The 14425-nt window shown below is 63.0% G+C and carries 21 protein-coding genes; 14 read left to right on the top strand and 7 right to left on the bottom strand.

All coding sequences use genetic code 11. The features are described from left to right. Positions 1 to 68: 68 nt before the first annotated feature. From ACSQ23_RS25785 to ACSQ23_RS25775, 3 genes are all read right to left on the bottom strand, one after another. Positions 69 to 377 (bottom strand): hypothetical protein, encoded by a 309-nt coding sequence (locus tag ACSQ23_RS25785; RefSeq protein WP_156387408.1) that lies wholly within the window; start codon positions 375 to 377, stop codon positions 69 to 71. Between the two features lie 81 nt (positions 378 to 458). Next, the gene (locus tag ACSQ23_RS25780) at positions 459 to 806 is read right to left on the bottom strand and encodes a hypothetical protein (protein ID WP_436092339.1); all 348 of its coding nucleotides are present in this window, start codon (positions 804 to 806) and stop codon (positions 459 to 461) included. A gap of 85 nt (positions 807 to 891) precedes the next feature. Then, the gene (locus ACSQ23_RS25775; RefSeq protein WP_055883984.1) at positions 892 to 1092 is read right to left on the bottom strand and encodes a DUF2934 domain-containing protein; all 201 of its coding nucleotides are present in this window, start codon (positions 1090 to 1092) and stop codon (positions 892 to 894) included. Positions 1093 to 1417: 325 nt separating this feature from the next. On the opposite strand from ACSQ23_RS25775, the gene ACSQ23_RS25770 reads away from it, so the two are divergent. Continuing rightward, positions 1418 to 1606 carry a hypothetical protein gene (locus ACSQ23_RS25770; RefSeq protein WP_436092338.1) on the top strand — a complete coding sequence of 63 codons (189 nt, stop codon included), beginning with the start codon at positions 1418 to 1420 and terminating at the stop codon, positions 1604 to 1606. Positions 1607 to 1637: 31 nt separating this feature from the next. Then, positions 1638 to 2495 (top strand): alpha/beta fold hydrolase, encoded by an 858-nt coding sequence (locus tag ACSQ23_RS25765; RefSeq protein WP_436092337.1) that lies wholly within the window; start codon positions 1638 to 1640, stop codon positions 2493 to 2495. Between the two features lie 17 nt (positions 2496 to 2512). Here ACSQ23_RS25765 and ACSQ23_RS25760 read toward each other — a convergent pair whose 3' ends face one another. After that, a complete protein-coding gene (locus tag ACSQ23_RS25760) occupies positions 2513 to 3478 on the bottom strand; it encodes an SDR family oxidoreductase (RefSeq protein WP_055884430.1) in 966 nt (321 codons plus the stop codon). A 170-nt stretch (positions 3479 to 3648) separates the two neighbouring features. Here ACSQ23_RS25760 and ACSQ23_RS25755 point away from each other — a divergent pair, with 170 nt between their 5' ends. The 5 genes from ACSQ23_RS25755 to ACSQ23_RS25735 all read left to right on the top strand — a co-directional run bounded on the left by ACSQ23_RS25755 (position 3649) and on the right by ACSQ23_RS25735 (position 7209). Then, the gene (locus ACSQ23_RS25755; protein WP_056001766.1) at positions 3649 to 4053 is read left to right on the top strand and encodes a low affinity iron permease family protein; all 405 of its coding nucleotides are present in this window, start codon (positions 3649 to 3651) and stop codon (positions 4051 to 4053) included. Positions 4054 to 4095: 42 nt separating this feature from the next. Next, positions 4096 to 4875: an exodeoxyribonuclease III gene (gene xth / locus ACSQ23_RS25750; protein ID WP_436092336.1), complete on the top strand. Its 780-nt coding sequence runs from the start codon at positions 4096 to 4098 to the stop codon at positions 4873 to 4875. Between the two features lie 1032 nt (positions 4876 to 5907). Beyond that, positions 5908 to 6168 carry a hypothetical protein gene (locus tag ACSQ23_RS25745; RefSeq protein ID WP_436092335.1) on the top strand — a complete coding sequence of 87 codons (261 nt, stop codon included), beginning with the start codon at positions 5908 to 5910 and terminating at the stop codon, positions 6166 to 6168. A 175-nt stretch (positions 6169 to 6343) separates the two neighbouring features. Then, positions 6344 to 6571: a DUF2188 domain-containing protein gene (locus ACSQ23_RS25740; RefSeq protein WP_055883966.1), complete on the top strand. Its 228-nt coding sequence runs from the start codon at positions 6344 to 6346 to the stop codon at positions 6569 to 6571. A 413-nt stretch (positions 6572 to 6984) separates the two neighbouring features. Further along, positions 6985 to 7209 (top strand): hypothetical protein, encoded by a 225-nt coding sequence (locus ACSQ23_RS25735; protein WP_055883962.1) that lies wholly within the window; start codon positions 6985 to 6987, stop codon positions 7207 to 7209. A gap of 83 nt (positions 7210 to 7292) precedes the next feature. Here ACSQ23_RS25735 and ACSQ23_RS25730 read toward each other — a convergent pair whose 3' ends face one another. Next, positions 7293 to 7475 carry a DUF3606 domain-containing protein gene (locus ACSQ23_RS25730; protein WP_069912621.1) on the bottom strand — a complete coding sequence of 61 codons (183 nt, stop codon included), beginning with the start codon at positions 7473 to 7475 and terminating at the stop codon, positions 7293 to 7295. Between the two features lie 1009 nt (positions 7476 to 8484). Between ACSQ23_RS25730 and ACSQ23_RS25725 the strand changes: the two genes are divergently transcribed. Both ACSQ23_RS25725 and ACSQ23_RS25720 read left to right on the top strand, forming a co-directional pair. After that, on the top strand, positions 8485 to 9984 hold the full coding sequence (locus ACSQ23_RS25725) for a sensor histidine kinase (protein ID WP_436092334.1): 1500 nt from the start codon (positions 8485 to 8487) through the stop codon (positions 9982 to 9984). Further along, complete coding sequence (locus tag ACSQ23_RS25720; protein ID WP_056001751.1) at positions 9981 to 10340, top strand: response regulator; 360 nt, start codon at positions 9981 to 9983, stop codon at positions 10338 to 10340. The genes ACSQ23_RS25725 and ACSQ23_RS25720 overlap by 4 nt, the downstream gene beginning before the upstream one ends. Before the next feature lie 44 nt (positions 10341 to 10384). Here ACSQ23_RS25720 and ACSQ23_RS25715 read toward each other — a convergent pair whose 3' ends face one another. Further along, positions 10385 to 11020: a hypothetical protein gene (locus ACSQ23_RS25715; RefSeq protein ID WP_436092333.1), complete on the bottom strand. Its 636-nt coding sequence runs from the start codon at positions 11018 to 11020 to the stop codon at positions 10385 to 10387. Positions 11021 to 11329: 309 nt separating this feature from the next. Between ACSQ23_RS25715 and ACSQ23_RS25710 the strand changes: the two genes are divergently transcribed. Further along, entirely contained in the window at positions 11330 to 11539 is a 210-nt protein-coding gene (locus tag ACSQ23_RS25710; RefSeq protein ID WP_055883945.1) for a hypothetical protein, read from the top strand. 98 nt (positions 11540 to 11637) lie between these two features. Then, on the top strand, positions 11638 to 11856 hold the full coding sequence (locus ACSQ23_RS25705; protein ID WP_055883942.1) for a hypothetical protein: 219 nt from the start codon (positions 11638 to 11640) through the stop codon (positions 11854 to 11856). Positions 11857 to 11985: 129 nt separating this feature from the next. Here ACSQ23_RS25705 and ACSQ23_RS25700 read toward each other — a convergent pair whose 3' ends face one another. After that, positions 11986 to 12858 (bottom strand): DUF72 domain-containing protein, encoded by an 873-nt coding sequence (locus tag ACSQ23_RS25700; RefSeq protein WP_436092332.1) that lies wholly within the window; start codon positions 12856 to 12858, stop codon positions 11986 to 11988. A gap of 231 nt (positions 12859 to 13089) precedes the next feature. Between ACSQ23_RS25700 and ACSQ23_RS25695 the strand changes: the two genes are divergently transcribed. The 3 genes from ACSQ23_RS25695 (at position 13090) to ACSQ23_RS25685 (ending at position 14422) form a co-directional block, all read left to right on the top strand. After that, entirely contained in the window at positions 13090 to 13749 is a 660-nt protein-coding gene (locus tag ACSQ23_RS25695; RefSeq protein ID WP_055883936.1) for a DUF6766 family protein, read from the top strand. Between the two features lie 79 nt (positions 13750 to 13828). Continuing rightward, positions 13829 to 14137, top strand: a complete 309-nt coding sequence (locus tag ACSQ23_RS25690) for a hypothetical protein (protein WP_055883933.1) — start codon at positions 13829 to 13831, stop codon at positions 14135 to 14137. A 42-nt stretch (positions 14138 to 14179) separates the two neighbouring features. Further along, entirely contained in the window at positions 14180 to 14422 is a 243-nt protein-coding gene (locus ACSQ23_RS25685; RefSeq protein WP_055883930.1) for a hypothetical protein, read from the top strand. Positions 14423 to 14425: the final 3 nt, after the last annotated feature.

The raw sequence follows: 14425 nt of genomic DNA, 5'->3' as shown, positions 1-14425 counted from the left end.
TGTCATTTGATATTGACGACCGAAACGAACTTTCCTGCCGGGGTCGCCGCAGGCGATGCGGCGACTGTTCAGTCGAGCCCGCGTTGAGCGGCAAACTCGGCAAGGAAGGATTCAAGCCGAAGCTTGAAATCGCCAAATTTGCCCGTTGGGTCCTCTGACGGTGCCGTCTTCAGGAAGTCCTCGAGCAGGGTTGCCGCCTGGGATTCCAAGTCGTCTAGCCGGCTGACGGCGCGGGACCGATGGAGGATGTGGAGGTTTGTGTCGCCGAGGGTGCGGAGAACTTCTAGAAAATCGAGACGAAGACTGTGTAGGCGGGTGGCAAAGGGTTTGATCGACGTCGAGGCGAATAACGATTCCCGAAAATGGTTCTCGTGCATGTCGGCCCCCGCGACAGACACTACCGCACCCACCAGAGTCGAGTTGGTTGCATTTGATCAAGTTTGCGGGCAATTGCCGCGCTACTGGTTGGTGTTTGTACCCTGTTGGACAAACCCACCCGTTACGCATTGCTCAAGCGTGATGGACGACAGGTCCAGCTCGCCCGCCACCTCGGCATCGGATTTGAGCTTGTCCTCCGTGGTCTGATCCATGCTGGTCTCAGGCTCTTGCGTGCCGGTCGCACCTTGCTGAAGTTGCAACTCAGCACAGAGTTTCTCGACTGCCGCCACCTGATCGTCGGGGACCGGTTTGCCCTCGATGGTGCGATCCTGCGCAGACGCGCCCGACGAAACACCCATCAAGAATATTGCTGCAGCAATGCTCACCTTGGCCCAGTCCTGGGCTCGTACACGGCTCGTGATTGCCATGGTTGGATCTCCTCGTGGTCGGGAGCTTGAGAAACGTCGGCAGCGGACGTTGGTTCACACAACAGTTTAGGTCGGCGCTGGGGCATCAATGGCTTGGAAACCCCGCCACCAGCGGTGGCTGTTCTACCTCGGTCTGCTCGGCTGAAAGATCCAGGCCAAGCTCTTCGGAAAGCTGCCGTTCGGCGCTCTCCCAGTAATGTTTGTCTCGCCCTTCCGGTCGGCCGTCGGCCTCCCAGAGGGTGTAGGCGCGGTCCTTGATCTGTTCGTGGGTGGTCAGTGCAGACATGGAAATCTCCATCATTGATAGCGTGGGGACATCAGGTGCCAAGCTTGCTACACCTTCGGACGGCTGATGCCAGCGGACGTCACCGCCGGCTTGACCGCGTGGCGCCAGTCTTCTTGCTGTCGTAGCGAACTTCGAGGTCCTGACCGCCAGCGACCATGGCGCGATCCAGCGAACGACCTCGGCTTGATTGAGTGGCGGGCATCATCGTCTCCTTTGGTTGCTTTGCGTTGCGAACGCAGAAAGAGCGGGATGGTTCAGCACTTGCCGACGGGGTCGCTGAAGCCGTTATGGTGGGGAGGGATGATTTCAGTCCGCGAGGGGTCGCGTGCAAGTTGCGGCATGGATGTTGTTGGCGTTGAATGTTCCCGGTGCAGCGATCATGGTGAAGTACGGTCTTCCCCGGGAAGTACCGTTTGTCGGTCGCCACGACGCCGATCCGCTCATGGGTTATCTCGGCCTGCTGTTGTTCGGCAGCAGCGTTGCGATCCGCGTCGCGATTACTGCGACCAGCTAGAAACCCCCGATCAGGTGCAGAGGTACGAGGGATGTTCGAAGGATTCGAGCTCGATTTCGTCGATCTATCCGAGGCCCGCCTGAGGGTGCGTCATGGTGGAAAGGGGCCGCCGGTGCTGCTGTTGCATGGCCACCCCCGCACCCACATGACCTGGGGGCAGGTGGCGGATCGTCTTGCCCCATCCTTCAGCGTGGTGTGTCCCGACCTCAGGGGTTTCGGCCAATCGAGCCACCCCGCCGATGCGCCGGATCACGCCGGATCGTCGAAGCGGGCGAAGGCGCGTGACTGTATCGAGCTGATGGCGCGGCTGGGCCATGACAGGTTTGCCATCGTCGGCCATGACCGAGGCAGCTATGTCGCTTTTCGCGCGGCCCTGGATCACCCCGACAAGATCACAAAGCTGGCCGTGCTGGACGGCGTCCCTATCGTCGAGGCACTGGAACGGTGCGACGCCCGGTTTGCCGAGCTGTGGTGGCATTGGTTCTTCTTCGCGCAGCCGGAAAAACCGGAGCGCGCCATCCTCGCAGATCCCGTTGCGTGGTACGCGGCAACGCCCGAGTTCATGGGTGAAGAAGCCTACCGCGACTTCCGGTCCGCCACGTCGGATCCGGCCACCGTGTACGGCATGGTCGAAGACTATCGTGCCGGCCTGGGGATCGATCGAAGCCACGATGAGGCCGATCGCGCCGCGGGGAGAACCATAGCTTGTCCGACGCTGCACCTGTGGTCCAAACGCGACGACATGGAACTGCTATACGGCGATCCTCTCACGATCTGGCGACGCTGGGCGCCTGCCGTGACCGGCCACGCGATCGACAGTGGGCACCACATGGCCGAAGAGGCGCCGGACGAACTGGCGAGGGCTCTCCAGAGGTTCCTCGGGGACTGAGCCGGCTTCGGTTCGGCTTAGCCGCCGCCATAGCCGCCGATGATGGGCAGAATTTCTCCGGTGATGTAGCTCGACATCTGCGGGCTGGCGAGAAAGACATAGGCTGGCGCGATTTCTTCCGGTTGCGCCGGACGCTTCATCGGCACCTTTGAACCGAACTTGCTGACGTCATCGGCCTCCTTGTCGGAGGGATTGAGCGGGGTCCATACTGGCCCCGGCGCGACGCAGTTAACCCGGATATGCCGCTCCAACAATTGACCCGCCAGTGACCGGGTGAAGGCGTGGATGCCGCCCTTGGTCATGGAATAATCCAGTAGCGCCGGGCTACCCTCGATGCCGGTGACCGAGCCCGTATTGATGATGGCCGAGCCCGCCTTCATCACCTTGGCTGCCGCCTGCGCCATGAAGAAATAGCCGTAGAGGTTGGTCTTCAGCGTTTCGTCGAAATGCTCTTCGCTCAGGTCCTCGATACGCTTGGTGTGGACCTGAAAGGCGGCGTTGTTGATCAGGACGTCGAGGTGGCCGAACGCCGCGATGGTCTGCTCGACTGCATCCTCGCAGAAGGCGCGATTGCGCACATCACCTTTGATCACGATGGCGCTGCGGCCCTCATTTTCGACTGCGGCCTTGGTTTCCGCCGCATCTCGGTCCTCGGAGAGATGTGCGATCACCACGTCGGCGCCCTCACGGGCAAATAGCACGGCAACCGCCCGACCGATGCCGGAGTCGCCGCCGGTGATCAAAGCTACCTTTCCGGCGAGCTTCTTCGAGCCAAGATAGAACGGCGCGTCATAGAGCGGGGCGGGATCCAGTTTGAACTCGGCTCCCGGCTTGGGCTGATGCTGCTTCGGAAATGGCGGTTCAGGGTAGGGGCGGGCGCCCGCCTGCATGGCCACTTCCCGTTTTTTTGGGGTGGCGGCATCGGCTGTCGCGACCTCTGCCTGAATGTCCCGCTGCCGCTGAGCTGTAGCTTTGGATGCCATGGTGCTCTCCTTGATGCTGAGGAGGTCAACTTCGGCGAGCAGGGCAAGGTTGCCACGCGACATAAACCGACGTCGTCGCGTCAAGATCGCGATCACTGGTAATCGCGCCGGGCTGATCGCCCCCCGCGGGCCCGCATCCAAATCCCATCAGGCACGTTATCGATGCCACCATGAAGCAAGCACCTGCCAGCCGCATCAGCGGACTGATTTACCGCCTCGCCGACTTCCTGTCGGACTGGCGGGGGTTCGTCGCCACGTTTGTGGCTTTGATGGTGGGCATCGGGATTGGGGCCGCAATGCAGTTCAATGAAGGCTTCATGTTCGCCTTCAATATCTTCCTGTCGGTCGCGGCTATCGTGATCAGCGGCGTTATTCTTGTCGCCGGCGCGCGCAGCGAGGCGGCCCTGCACGTCAAGCTCGACTACCTGATCGAACACTCGCCCGCCACCAACAAGGTCGTCGGGCTCGAGCACCTCGATGCGCGAGAGATCGAGGAAGAGCGAAAGCGCGTCGAGCAAGAAGCTGCGGAAGCCATTGACGACGCGATGGAAGACGCCGGCCTGAAGCGACACTGACCATCCCTATGGGCCACTGGCCCAATCGAAGGATCCTCGGCAATGACTACACTCGCCACCTTCAACGTTAATGGCATCAATGGACGGTTGCCGGTGCTGCTGAGGTGGCTGGCCGAAACCGAGAGCGATGTAGTGTGCCTGCAGGAGCTGAAAACCTCTGATGAGAAGTTCCCCGAAGCTGCCATCACGGAGGCGGGGTTCCACTCGATCTGGCATGGACAAAAATCCTACAACGGGGTCGCCATCCTGGCTCGTGGGACCGCACCCATCGAGCGCCGCCGCGGCTTGCCCGGAGATCCAGACGATACTCACAGCCGCTATCTCGAGGCCCAGGTCGGTGATCTCATCGTCGGATGCCTTTACCTGCCCAATGGCAACCCCGCTCCCGGACCGAAATTCGAGTACAAGATGCGCTGGTTCGAACGCCTGCTCGACCATGCGCGGGCGCTGCTGGCGGCTGGCGCACCGACCGTGCTTTGTGGCGACTTCAACGTGGTGCCAACGGACATCGATGCAGTCGTGCCTGGCCGATGGGTTTGGGACGCGGTGATGTTCCCGGAAGCGCGAACAGCTTATGCGAGGCTCCTCGAACAGGGCTGGATCGACGCTCTCAGGGTCATCCACCCTGACAAGGGCATCTACACTTACTGGAATTTCTCATACCGAGGCGGCTACGACCGAAGCTCGGGCCTGCGGATGGACCACGTGCTGATCAGCCCGTCATTGCGTGGCTCGCTCCGCGACGCCGGTGTCGACGTCGAGACACGCGGTTGGGACAAGCCCAGTGACCACGCGCCGGCTTGGATAGAACTTACCGCTTGAGCGATGGAGACAGGTCCGAAGCTGGCACAGCCGGCGCGCCGTCGACCTCGCAATCAGGTGCCTTGAATAAGCACCCCGAGCGCAACGCCGATGGCGGCAGCGGCGATCATCAGGAACAGGAATGTCGGAAAAACCCACCATTGCAGCTTCGGTTCGTTCATTGCCTCACCCTGTGAGAAACCACGTGCCGAGCCAGGGCCGTCACCGAGGGGTGGCGGCACCGCTGTGGGGCGAAGTAGTTTGTCGCGGTGCCGCCGTGCCGGATGAGGGTTTGATCAACCGAGCAGCAGCGTCATACCCTATATGCGGTGACGGGCCACTGACGTTGCTTTCAGCGAAATTGCAGGTTCGGCCAATGCGCGGTGATCACCGGATCATAGGAGGGCGCTCGTCGCCGGCAGGCTGGCCACTGCGTTCAAGGCGGCCGGCATCCCGTCATCCGGATGGGTGCCGCAACGGCGGCCAGATTAATCCTATGCGAGCATTTCGGTGGTATCAGCGAGATGCGAGCCACAAGGGTGGGAACGTATGTGGTTTGTTTCCAGAAAGATCGGGCGTGCCACCAAGCAGCGTTCGGCTGCCTATGTAGTAACGTACCGAATGCAGACTGGTACGGGCAGACTAGAGGTGAAATCCCAGGCGCAGGCTGCCGAACTGGTTCGCGAACTGCGTTTGGCCGGAGCTTCGGACATCGTCGTCTTTGATTCGGAGGAGCGGCAGACCACAATCGACGCGCGATCAGAGTGAACCACTCGTCTGCCTGCCGGGCGCCGAATTGGCGCGCCGCGACTGACCTGGTTTCACTGACAGTCGTGAAATTTCGCGCGCGAGGCCCGAGGCCGTAGCGGAGTACTTCCAGCGAATTCGCCGTCCTAAGCGATGCGGCGGAACTGAGTGCCCGGAGCAGCCCCAAACTTGGCTTCGGGTGCTCAGCGCGGCAGAAAAATTTGGCGTGGCAAGCGCGGTCGTCCTGCCCGTGGAACTCGCCGGCATCGAAATCATTCTGGTCTCCTGCAAACCAGGAGATTGACTATGCGCGATGCCGTGCTCGCAGGACCAACCCCAGCTGAAATAGTTGCCTTGGTCAGGTTGGCCGAGCATGGGTCGGGTGTACCGCCCCACCTGACCCTGCCGCTGATTTCCAAGGGCTGGATCATGATCACCGCAGACGGCTGCGCTCTTCTCACGCTCGCGGGCAGGGTGCTGGTCGACCAGGCGCAGACCGTCGATATCGACAAGCTGGCAGGCATACCCGCGAACCTCGCGGCATGGGGCGCACACCAGGTCGCCTGAACAAGCCACCAACTGCCGCTTGACCCTCAGTCAGGCGCGGGGCGGTTCCGGGGCGCGCAGGGTGGTCGACAGTCCATGACACAGCTCCACATGGGCGCAAAGCGCCGGCCATGTTTCACCCTTCGAGCAACAAGGTTGCCGCCCCGACGTTCAAGTCGGCTGAGGAGGACCCGACATGGCCAATCAGCACCACTTCATCGTCAACCACCGCGATGACATCTGGCAGTACACATTCCGTGGAAGCATCTTCGCGCACTTTACTTCGCGCCAGGCGGCGATCGACGCGGCCATCGAAGCTGCACGCGCCACCAACGAGCCGTATGTGCAGGTGATCGTGCAGGATGCGGACATGAAGCAGGAGCTGGTGTGGCGCCCGGATGGCGACGAAGCGCCTTCCGCCTGAGCCGCCGCGTGGCGTGTCCGGTCGTCCTGGGTGTGTTTCGTTTTTTGTTGCCCCCCGGCGGGCGGTGTCGATCGGCATTGACGCCCGACATTGGCGCGACCTCCACTTGGTCAGCCTCACTGCCAATCAAATGTGAATTTCAGGCGTGCACAACTGAGGCACAGTGCCCCCTTCGCCGGTCGCCGCCGGTGACTGTTGAGCCGGGAGCTTCGGGAGGAGTGCTGCCGGCTCATTTTTTTGCCGGAGGAAGCGAACGGCCTGGCCCGCTTGCAAGCTTGGATTTCGCTGTCGGCGCATCTGCAACAATTGAGCGGTTAGTGTGATCGAGCTGGGCAGACCGCAATCGGTCGTGGCTTGTGCCCGTTTCAGACCGGGGCATATCGTCTTGAACTCCATCATCCCGGAGTCTCCCCATGTCCGAAAAGCCCTATGGCGCCCCCGGCGGTGCCCACAGTCTCAGCGTCGCTACCACCACCGTCGAAGAGGCGACCCGGCACGCTCTCGAGCTTCGAGCTCGTGACCGCGCCATCGAGGGGACCCATGGCTGGCGGGAACAGCAGCGAGTAGAGGCCGCGATTGCCAAGGCCAGGACGGCCAAGGAGCGCAAGCGGGCCAGAAATCCCTACTCGCAGAGCTAGAATGGAAACGGCCGGCGGATCACCATGGGCAGCGGGATGGCACCGCAGACAGTGCGCATCCCGTTGCCGCTCCCCGGCATCGTTCAAGCGGAACGTCTCGCGATCTCATCGGCGCGGTCCCGGCTGCCGCCGGCTTCGGCGATGATTTCCAGGGCGCGTTGTGCGCTGATGCCGTGCTTATGGGCGAAGTCGTTCACTTCATAGTCTTCGCTCTGGGCCACACGCGACCGATCCGGGCGGCCTACTTTCTTTTTGTCGTCAGCCATCGCGGCCTCCCTCGTTGATGACGCACAACGTCGGGATCAGCGATCAGTTTCTCCTCGCAACCGAGGGCACGGCGGCGGGGAAGGCGGGGCGCCAGCCGCTGGGGGAACCATCGCCGGCAGAGAAGATTTAGTCAGCGTCTGAGTGACGACTCCCTTCGCTTCAGACCTCACTGTGCCGCCGGACCCCTACTGCACCTCCGAGTGGGGGTCCGGTTGCTACTTGTCGGTCTGCAACTCCGGGCCGCCCGGCCCGTCAGCGACGCTCCCCTATTGCGACGGAGTGGCCGGCACGATCTCTCCCATGGGCCCCGCAGGACCGATTGGCCCGGTGTCCCCCTTCGGACCGGCGGGGCCGGCATTACCCCGCGGACCAGCTACGCCCGGGTCGCCCTTCGGGCCGGCAGGTCCGACCGGACCAACATCGCCCTTGGGTCCAATCGGGCCCGCGTCTCCCTTCGGACCGGCCGGACCCGTCGGGCCGGCATTGCCTTTCGGACCGATCGGTCCGGAATCACCCTTGGGGCCAGCGGGGCCAACCGGCCCGGTGCTCCCGGCCGGCCCAACCGGCCCGGTCTCGCCAACGGGCCCGGCGGGGCCTGCCGCACCGGTGTCACCCTTTGGACCGGCGGGGCCGACATCCCCCTTCGGACCAGCAGGCCCGGCAAGCAGCTGGACGGCCTCGATGTCGGAGGATCTGGCTCCGCCAAAGGCGCTGACGATCGTCCCGCCCGTAATGCTGTTCCAGATCAGCAATAGAATGAAGAAAATCAGGGCTCCGACAAAGCCCGGCAGCACTCGGCCGACCCACCACTCGCGATCCATGGCAACCTCCCGTTTGGAGCAAGCCTGTCACGACGCGGCCTCCAATGCACATCAGTTTGTTAATCGATCCACCGTGGCGCGCTCTACCCCGACGTCCGGGACCGCCGGTGCCAATGCGCTAACTGCGGGGCGGGAACTTATTCAGCAACAGCGCGTTGCTGCGCTTGGGCGTGGGGCGAGGGGTGATATGTCTGCGAGCGAAAGTGTTCTGGTGCGCACCGATGGCGAGGATACGGCGGCCCTGCTTCGGCTGACCGACCGGCTGTATCGCGCCGAGGCGCTTGACGATGTCTACGAAGCCGCCCTCGATGCCATCGGCGATATGCTCGGCTGCCGGCGCGCCTCCATCCTGCTGTTCGACACCCACGGCGAAATGCGGTTTGTGGCCTGGCGCGGCTTGTCCGAGAGCTACCGCAAGGCCGTCGATGGGCACACGCCATGGAAGCCCGGCGATCGGAACGCGGTGCCGATCTTCGTCCCCGATATCGCCGAGACCGATGAGGCGGATTGGCTGAAGCGCACCATAAAATCGGAGGGCATCACCGCCCTCGGGTTCATCCCGCTGATGGCCAAGGGCGAGGTCGTCGGCAAGTTCATGACTTACCTGCCGGACCCGCACGGCTTCACTCAGCACGAGCGCGACCTGGCGGTCGCCATCGCGCGGCAAGTGGGCTTCAGCCTTGAGCGCTATCGTGCCGAACAGGCGCGCAGTGCGGCTGAACAGCAGATCCGCGAGAGCGAGGATCGCTTCAGGCGGATGTCCGAAGACGCGCCGATCATGATCTGGATCGCCGACAGCACTGGGCGTTGCCTCCACCTCAACCAGATGCTGCGCAGCTTCTGGGGCGTTGAAGATCTCGGTTCATTCGACTGGAGCCACACCATCCATCCGGAGGATCGTAGCGGCATCATCAAGGCGATGCAGGCGGCGGTGACGGAGAATTCGAGTGCGCACGTCAAGGGGCGCTATCGGCGCAGCGACGGCACCTACCGGGTGCTCGAAACCGTGGCGCGGCCGCATCTCAATGAGGGCGGCGGATTCGACGGCATGATCGGCGTCAATGTCGACGTCACCGAACGCGAGGAAGCCGACCTCCACAAGCAGCTGCTGATCAACGAGTTGAACCATCGGGTGAAGAACACCCTGGCGGTGGTCCAGTCGGTGGCGCGGCAGACTTTCAAAGGGCTCGCCACGGGAGAGCCGAAGGTCAAAGCCTTCGAAGGACGGCTGTCGGCCCTGGCCCAGGCGCATAATCTGCTGGCTGCCGAGAGCTGGCAAAGCGCGTCGCTGGAGGAGGTCGCCCGCAAATCCGTCAATGGCGACGCCGATATCCGGGTGCGGATCAGCGGCCCCCTGGTGCAACTTGCTCCCAAGCAGGCGGTAACGACCGCCATGGCACTGCATGAACTCTACACCAACGCGGTGAAATACGGCTCGCTGCGCTCCACCGGTGGTTCGGTGGATTTCTCCTGGGAAACCACCGACCAGCCGGATCGATGGCTGACGCTCAGGTGGTCCGAGCATGGCATCGAGCCGGTCCCCAAGCCGACGCGGCGGGGTTTTGGCTCCACCATGATCGAGAAGGCGCTTGGCGCCGAATTCAACGCCGATGTCCGGATGGATTACCGCCCTGAGGGGTTGCAGTGCACCGTGATCGCGCGTCAGCACGAAACCCCCGCCGCATGACGACGCTCGCCGGCAAACACATCCTCGTCCTGGAAGACGAATACCTCCTCGCCATGGAGGTGGTCGATGCTCTGGAGGAGCTTGGCGCCGTGGTCGTGGGGCCCGCCCATCGCATCGATGTGGCGTTGGGTCTGCTCGATGGCAGTCGCATGGATGCGGCCTTGCTCGACGTGAATATCGGCGGCCTGCCGAGCACGCCAGTCGCCAAGCGTCTCCAGGATCTGGGTATCCCGATCGTCTATGCGACTGGCTATGGCGTGCAGGCCGATGTCGCGCCCGGCTCCGCCATCATCGATAAGCCCTATACGCTGGAGCAGATGAGCGCCGCACTGTTCACGGCGATCAACGGGCGCTGAATGCGCTGGTTTGACCGTCGCCAGCTTTGCGGCCCCGCTCAACGCTACATCATGTCGCGTTCGAATTCGGCCCAGCCTCGTAGCTTGAAGCGATCCTCGTCGTCGTGAGCCGAGGGCTCGCCGTCAGGCTGGCGGGGCACGGCCTCGCCGGCGGTCTTTCGCGCCCTGGTGAGTTTCGCCTTCCAGGCGGCCTTGCGCCGGTTCTCGGCGGCGGTCACGGCGTCGTCCTCGCGCCAGGTGTCGATCAATCCCCGGTCGAGGATGTCTTCGACAACCCGGGGGTCGAACACGTGGAAGGTCACTTTCCTCGCGCGGCCGCGCAGTTTCACGCTGCGGGTGCCGGCGCTAGGCAACCGCCCATCCTTCAGCCAGCGGTGGCGCTCGGTGGTCGAAATGCCCAGGATATCCTCGATCTCACGCGGGATCACCGGCAGGCTCTCGATGCCCTCGAGGGCTCGGGAGACAAGCGCCGATGTCGCCGCAAACTGCTTCGATGCGGTTTGCGGCATGCGAAGCGCCAGTTCGCCCGCCTTCACCGAAAGCGACTTCCTGGCCGCTACCGGGAGACGGGCGCGAATTTCGAGATAGAGGCCCTTGGATCGGATCGACGAGCCCAGCCTCGCAGCAAAGGGCAGCGTCCATAGCTCGACCAACTCAGCGCCATCTGCGTCCTGCTTCATCTGCCTTAGGTAGGCTTTCCCGACTGGCGCCACAACGACGAGATCACGTCGTCGGCGAGATGCGAGCAAAGCGGGCGGGGCAAGGGCTCGGCTGCCGTTTCGTTGGCCAAGTGGGGAAACCGGAAAAACCCGACCTGTTCCCTGTGCCGCCATGTCCGGTTGACGCGCTTCGATCGCCCTTGATCAACTTGCCGGTCGTGCGTGGGTTCCAATCGAAGCGCGCGCAGTTTACGGCCGCTTGAATTTCGGGGGCGAGCAACCTTTCCCGAGCGAACATCATTGGTGTTGCTCAACAGCGAGGCTGACATAATGCGCCTGGATGCTCCCCCGCCCAAGAAACCCAAAGCCGCATTTCGCGACGGCAAGGCCGTCGGCACCCGCGAAAGCGATGTGCAGATTCGCGCGGCCGGCCCCGAGGAAATGCGCGATCGCCCCAAGCGACCCTGGACGCTGCTCGACGAAGCCTCCGACGAGTCGTTTCCGGCCAGCGACCCACCAGCCGCCAACCGCTTCGACTGAGCGGGCAGGGCGGCGCTGCAAAAGAGCGCGCCTTTGCCACCATCTGCGCTCTCGCACGTTGAGACAGGCGCGGCATTGGGCTCGCGAGGAGACTTCCGATGTCGATTGAGAGTGATCTGGTTTTCTACAGCAGTGAAAATGGCGACCAGTGGCTGCTGGTCGGCGGGCATGACGGCTCCACCGTGCGCCATCAGCCCAATGCTTCGTCAGGCGGCAACCCGCGAGACATGCCGCTCGAGGAGTATCTGCCGCGCGAACAGAACACCCCGCAGGGCCAGGCCCTGCGGACGCTGCTGCAGGCCCATGGCCACATCTGACAAACCGGGAGCGGCGGTGCAACCGAAGCGGGCGCGCGAGGTTCAGGTCGTGTCCTGAGGGTCGCTCCCAGGATGGGAAGGCGGCGGTCGCTATCGGGACCGCCGCCTTCTGTCTTGCGATGTTGCCGGTTAGTGGCGCAGCAGCCTGGACAGCATGATGGCGTTCTTGATCGCGTAGCCGTCGAAGTCGTTGTTGAAGTAGACCCACACCCGCTTTGCCCCGACGGCGCGGATGCGCCGTGCCCAATCGAGCAGCTCGTCCTGGCTGTAGTCGTGGCGATACCACCTCTCGACGCCATGAAAGCGAACGTAGATATCATCGGCAGTCCTGATGACGGGGTCGGGCAGGCGAGGGGCGCTCGAGGAGCAGAAGATGGCGCCGGCTGCCTGGAAGGCCTCATAGACCTCGTCGTTCCACCAGCTCGAATGACGAAACTCGACGACGTTGCGGCGCGCTTTATCCAATTGCTGCAGCATGCCGTCGAGGCGCCCGCGCGAGTAGTGATAGCTGGGCGGCAGCTGGAACAGCAGGCAGCCCATCAAAGGGCCGAGCAGGACGGCGATATGGCCGAAGTCCTGCACCAGGGTCTCAGTTCCTTCGAACTTCATGATGTGGGTGATAAGTTCCGATGCCTTGACGGTATAGAGCATCCGTCTTCCCTCGGCCTGTCTGCGCCAGGTCTCGACCGTTGCCAGGGTTGGCCAGGAGTAGAACGGGGCATTCAGCTCCACAGTGTCGAACTGCTCGGCATAGTGGGCGAACCAGTCCTTGGTCGGCATCTGGCTGGGGTAGAAGCTGCCCCTGAGATGCCAGTAGAACCAGCCCGAGCATCCGATATTCAACGCCGGCGGATCCGCAACCGTCGATCTATGGCCCGTGGCTTCGGCACGCAGGCGCGCCTCGTGCATCTTTTGTGCCCGCACCAGGGTCATTTCCCGCTGCTTCAGGCGCTTTTGAGCTTTTCTGGCGCGACGCTCGTCGGCACTTGTCGCCACGGACATGCTTGACCCCGCTCAGGCGTCGCGCCGGTGGCGCAAGCGAACGGCGGTGGTCGGCAACGGCGTGATCATCGGTACCTCCTGCGGGAAGAACCAACCTGCTGCAACGCATTCAGTTGCAGCGAAATGTGCGGGCATGGGGTGGCCGGCTCCGGACTCTCCAATCGGCCGCGGCCGGGGGGGAACCTCGAGCACCTGACCAAGTTGGGTTCCTCCCGAGGATACCGCCGCGCCATGAGCTGGTTACGAAATAACGGACTGACCATTGTTCTGCTGGTGCTCACCGCCCTGTCGCTGGGGGGAATGGCGCTGGCGGGACTGCAAGTGGAGAACAGCAATCTGGCTGAACACGGCGCTCCCACAGCCGACCTCTGGTCGTACCTGTTCAGCGGCAGCTTTGCCTCGGCGGTGTTCGAAAACTGGGAGAGCGAGTTTCTCCAGATGTCGTTCTACGTCGTACTCACCGCATTTCTGTTCCAGCGCGGCTCGTCGGAATCGAAGGACCCTCACGGTGACGAGGAGGTCGATGAAGATCCAGCCAGCAAGCAGCGCGACAAGCGAACGCCTTGGCCGGTCCGGGCGGGCGGGCTGTGGATGTGGCTCTATTCCTACTCGCTCGGCATCGTGCTTGTGGCGCTGTTCCTCGCCTCTTTCGTCGCGCACTGGTTGGGCAGTGCGGTCGCGGCAAACGAGGAGGCAGCGCTGCACGGGCAAGCGCCCGCCACGCTGATCGAACACCTGTTCAGCGCACAGCTCTGGTTTGAATCCTTCCAGAACTGGCAATCCGAGTTCCTCTCGACTGCGGTGATCGTCGTTCTCTCGATCTTCCTCCGCTTTCGCTATTCGCCGGAATCCAAGCCGGTCGCCGCCCCGCACGACAGGACTGGAAGCTGAGCCCTCACGGGAAGCCGCGCTCACGAGCAACTGACGCTGCGCCTGCACGTTGCTCATCACAACGCCACGAGGTGGATCGATGAATACTGCAAACCTGCAGCTCGAAGGATTGGTCATGGCCATGGCGCTGATGCACCAGTTGCTGGTGAGTAAAGGCCTGGTCGGTACCGACGAGGTCGATCGGGTGCTGGCCATGGCGGAGGAAACCGCCCTGGGCGATTACCGTGTGGCGGAAGATCTGACCCCGGCCAACCGGGATGCGATCGTCTTTCCGGTTCGCCTGCTACGGCTCGCCAATAACATGGCCGGCGGGCGAGAGGTGCCACCCTTCAGTGAACTGGCGCGAATGGTTGGAGAGACCAAACAGCCGTACAACGACCAGAGGTGACCTGGTTCACCCGTCACAAGGGTTCACCGCGAGGAGGCTCAGATGCCCCAGATGCAGCGCTACATTGAAGCCGAACAACGGCTTGGCCACCCGCCGGTCAACGCCGACGATATCGTCGTGATGGTATCGGACGTGCTCTACGACTACCTGCCGTCCGAGAGCGGCATCAGCCGGGAGGAGGCGATCGACCGGCTGCTCGAGATCATCGAAAGCCCGCTGGCGCTCGAGATCTATGAGCAGGAAATGCAGCGGCGCAACCCGCGCGACGTCGATCGGTGGCACTGATCA

It is taken from the genome of Devosia sp. LjRoot16, assembly GCF_964252795.1.
Classification (GTDB): domain Bacteria; phylum Pseudomonadota; class Alphaproteobacteria; order Rhizobiales; family Devosiaceae; genus Devosia_A.
Note: the sequence above shows the minus strand (reverse complement) of the source record. Positions and strands in the feature narration are given on the sequence as shown.

Coding starts and splice junctions, on each gene's coding strand:
- ACSQ23_RS25785 (WP_156387408.1), bottom strand. CDS start 377: ATGCACGAGAACCATTTTCGGGAATCGTTATTCGCCTCGACGTCGATC.
- ACSQ23_RS25775 (WP_055883984.1), bottom strand. CDS start 1,092: ATGTCTGCACTGACCACCCACGAACAGATCAAGGACCGCGCCTACACC.
- ACSQ23_RS25710 (WP_055883945.1), top strand. CDS start 11,330: ATGCGCCTGGATGCTCCCCCGCCCAAGAAACCCAAAGCCGCATTTCGC.
- ACSQ23_RS25690 (WP_055883933.1), top strand. CDS start 13,829: ATGAATACTGCAAACCTGCAGCTCGAAGGATTGGTCATGGCCATGGCG.
- ACSQ23_RS25745 (WP_436092335.1), top strand. CDS start 5,908: ATGCGCGATGCCGTGCTCGCAGGACCAACCCCAGCTGAAATAGTTGCC.
- ACSQ23_RS25720 (WP_056001751.1), top strand. CDS start 9,981: ATGACGACGCTCGCCGGCAAACACATCCTCGTCCTGGAAGACGAATAC.
- ACSQ23_RS25735 (WP_055883962.1), top strand. CDS start 6,985: ATGTCCGAAAAGCCCTATGGCGCCCCCGGCGGTGCCCACAGTCTCAGC.
- ACSQ23_RS25695 (WP_055883936.1), top strand. CDS start 13,090: ATGAGCTGGTTACGAAATAACGGACTGACCATTGTTCTGCTGGTGCTC.
- ACSQ23_RS25725 (WP_436092334.1), top strand. CDS start 8,485: ATGTCTGCGAGCGAAAGTGTTCTGGTGCGCACCGATGGCGAGGATACG.
- ACSQ23_RS25780 (WP_436092339.1), bottom strand. CDS start 806: ATGGCAATCACGAGCCGTGTACGAGCCCAGGACTGGGCCAAGGTGAGC.
- ACSQ23_RS25715 (WP_436092333.1), bottom strand. CDS start 11,020: ATGAAGCAGGACGCAGATGGCGCTGAGTTGGTCGAGCTATGGACGCTG.
- xth (WP_436092336.1), top strand. CDS start 4,096: ATGACTACACTCGCCACCTTCAACGTTAATGGCATCAATGGACGGTTG.
- ACSQ23_RS25740 (WP_055883966.1), top strand. CDS start 6,344: ATGGCCAATCAGCACCACTTCATCGTCAACCACCGCGATGACATCTGG.
- ACSQ23_RS25760 (WP_055884430.1), bottom strand. CDS start 3,478: ATGGCATCCAAAGCTACAGCTCAGCGGCAGCGGGACATTCAGGCAGAG.
- ACSQ23_RS25685 (WP_055883930.1), top strand. CDS start 14,180: ATGCCCCAGATGCAGCGCTACATTGAAGCCGAACAACGGCTTGGCCAC.
- ACSQ23_RS25755 (WP_056001766.1), top strand. CDS start 3,649: ATGAAGCAAGCACCTGCCAGCCGCATCAGCGGACTGATTTACCGCCTC.
- ACSQ23_RS25765 (WP_436092337.1), top strand. CDS start 1,638: ATGTTCGAAGGATTCGAGCTCGATTTCGTCGATCTATCCGAGGCCCGC.
- ACSQ23_RS25730 (WP_069912621.1), bottom strand. CDS start 7,475: ATGGCTGACGACAAAAAGAAAGTAGGCCGCCCGGATCGGTCGCGTGTG.
- ACSQ23_RS25705 (WP_055883942.1), top strand. CDS start 11,638: ATGTCGATTGAGAGTGATCTGGTTTTCTACAGCAGTGAAAATGGCGAC.
- ACSQ23_RS25700 (WP_436092332.1), bottom strand. CDS start 12,858: ATGTCCGTGGCGACAAGTGCCGACGAGCGTCGCGCCAGAAAAGCTCAA.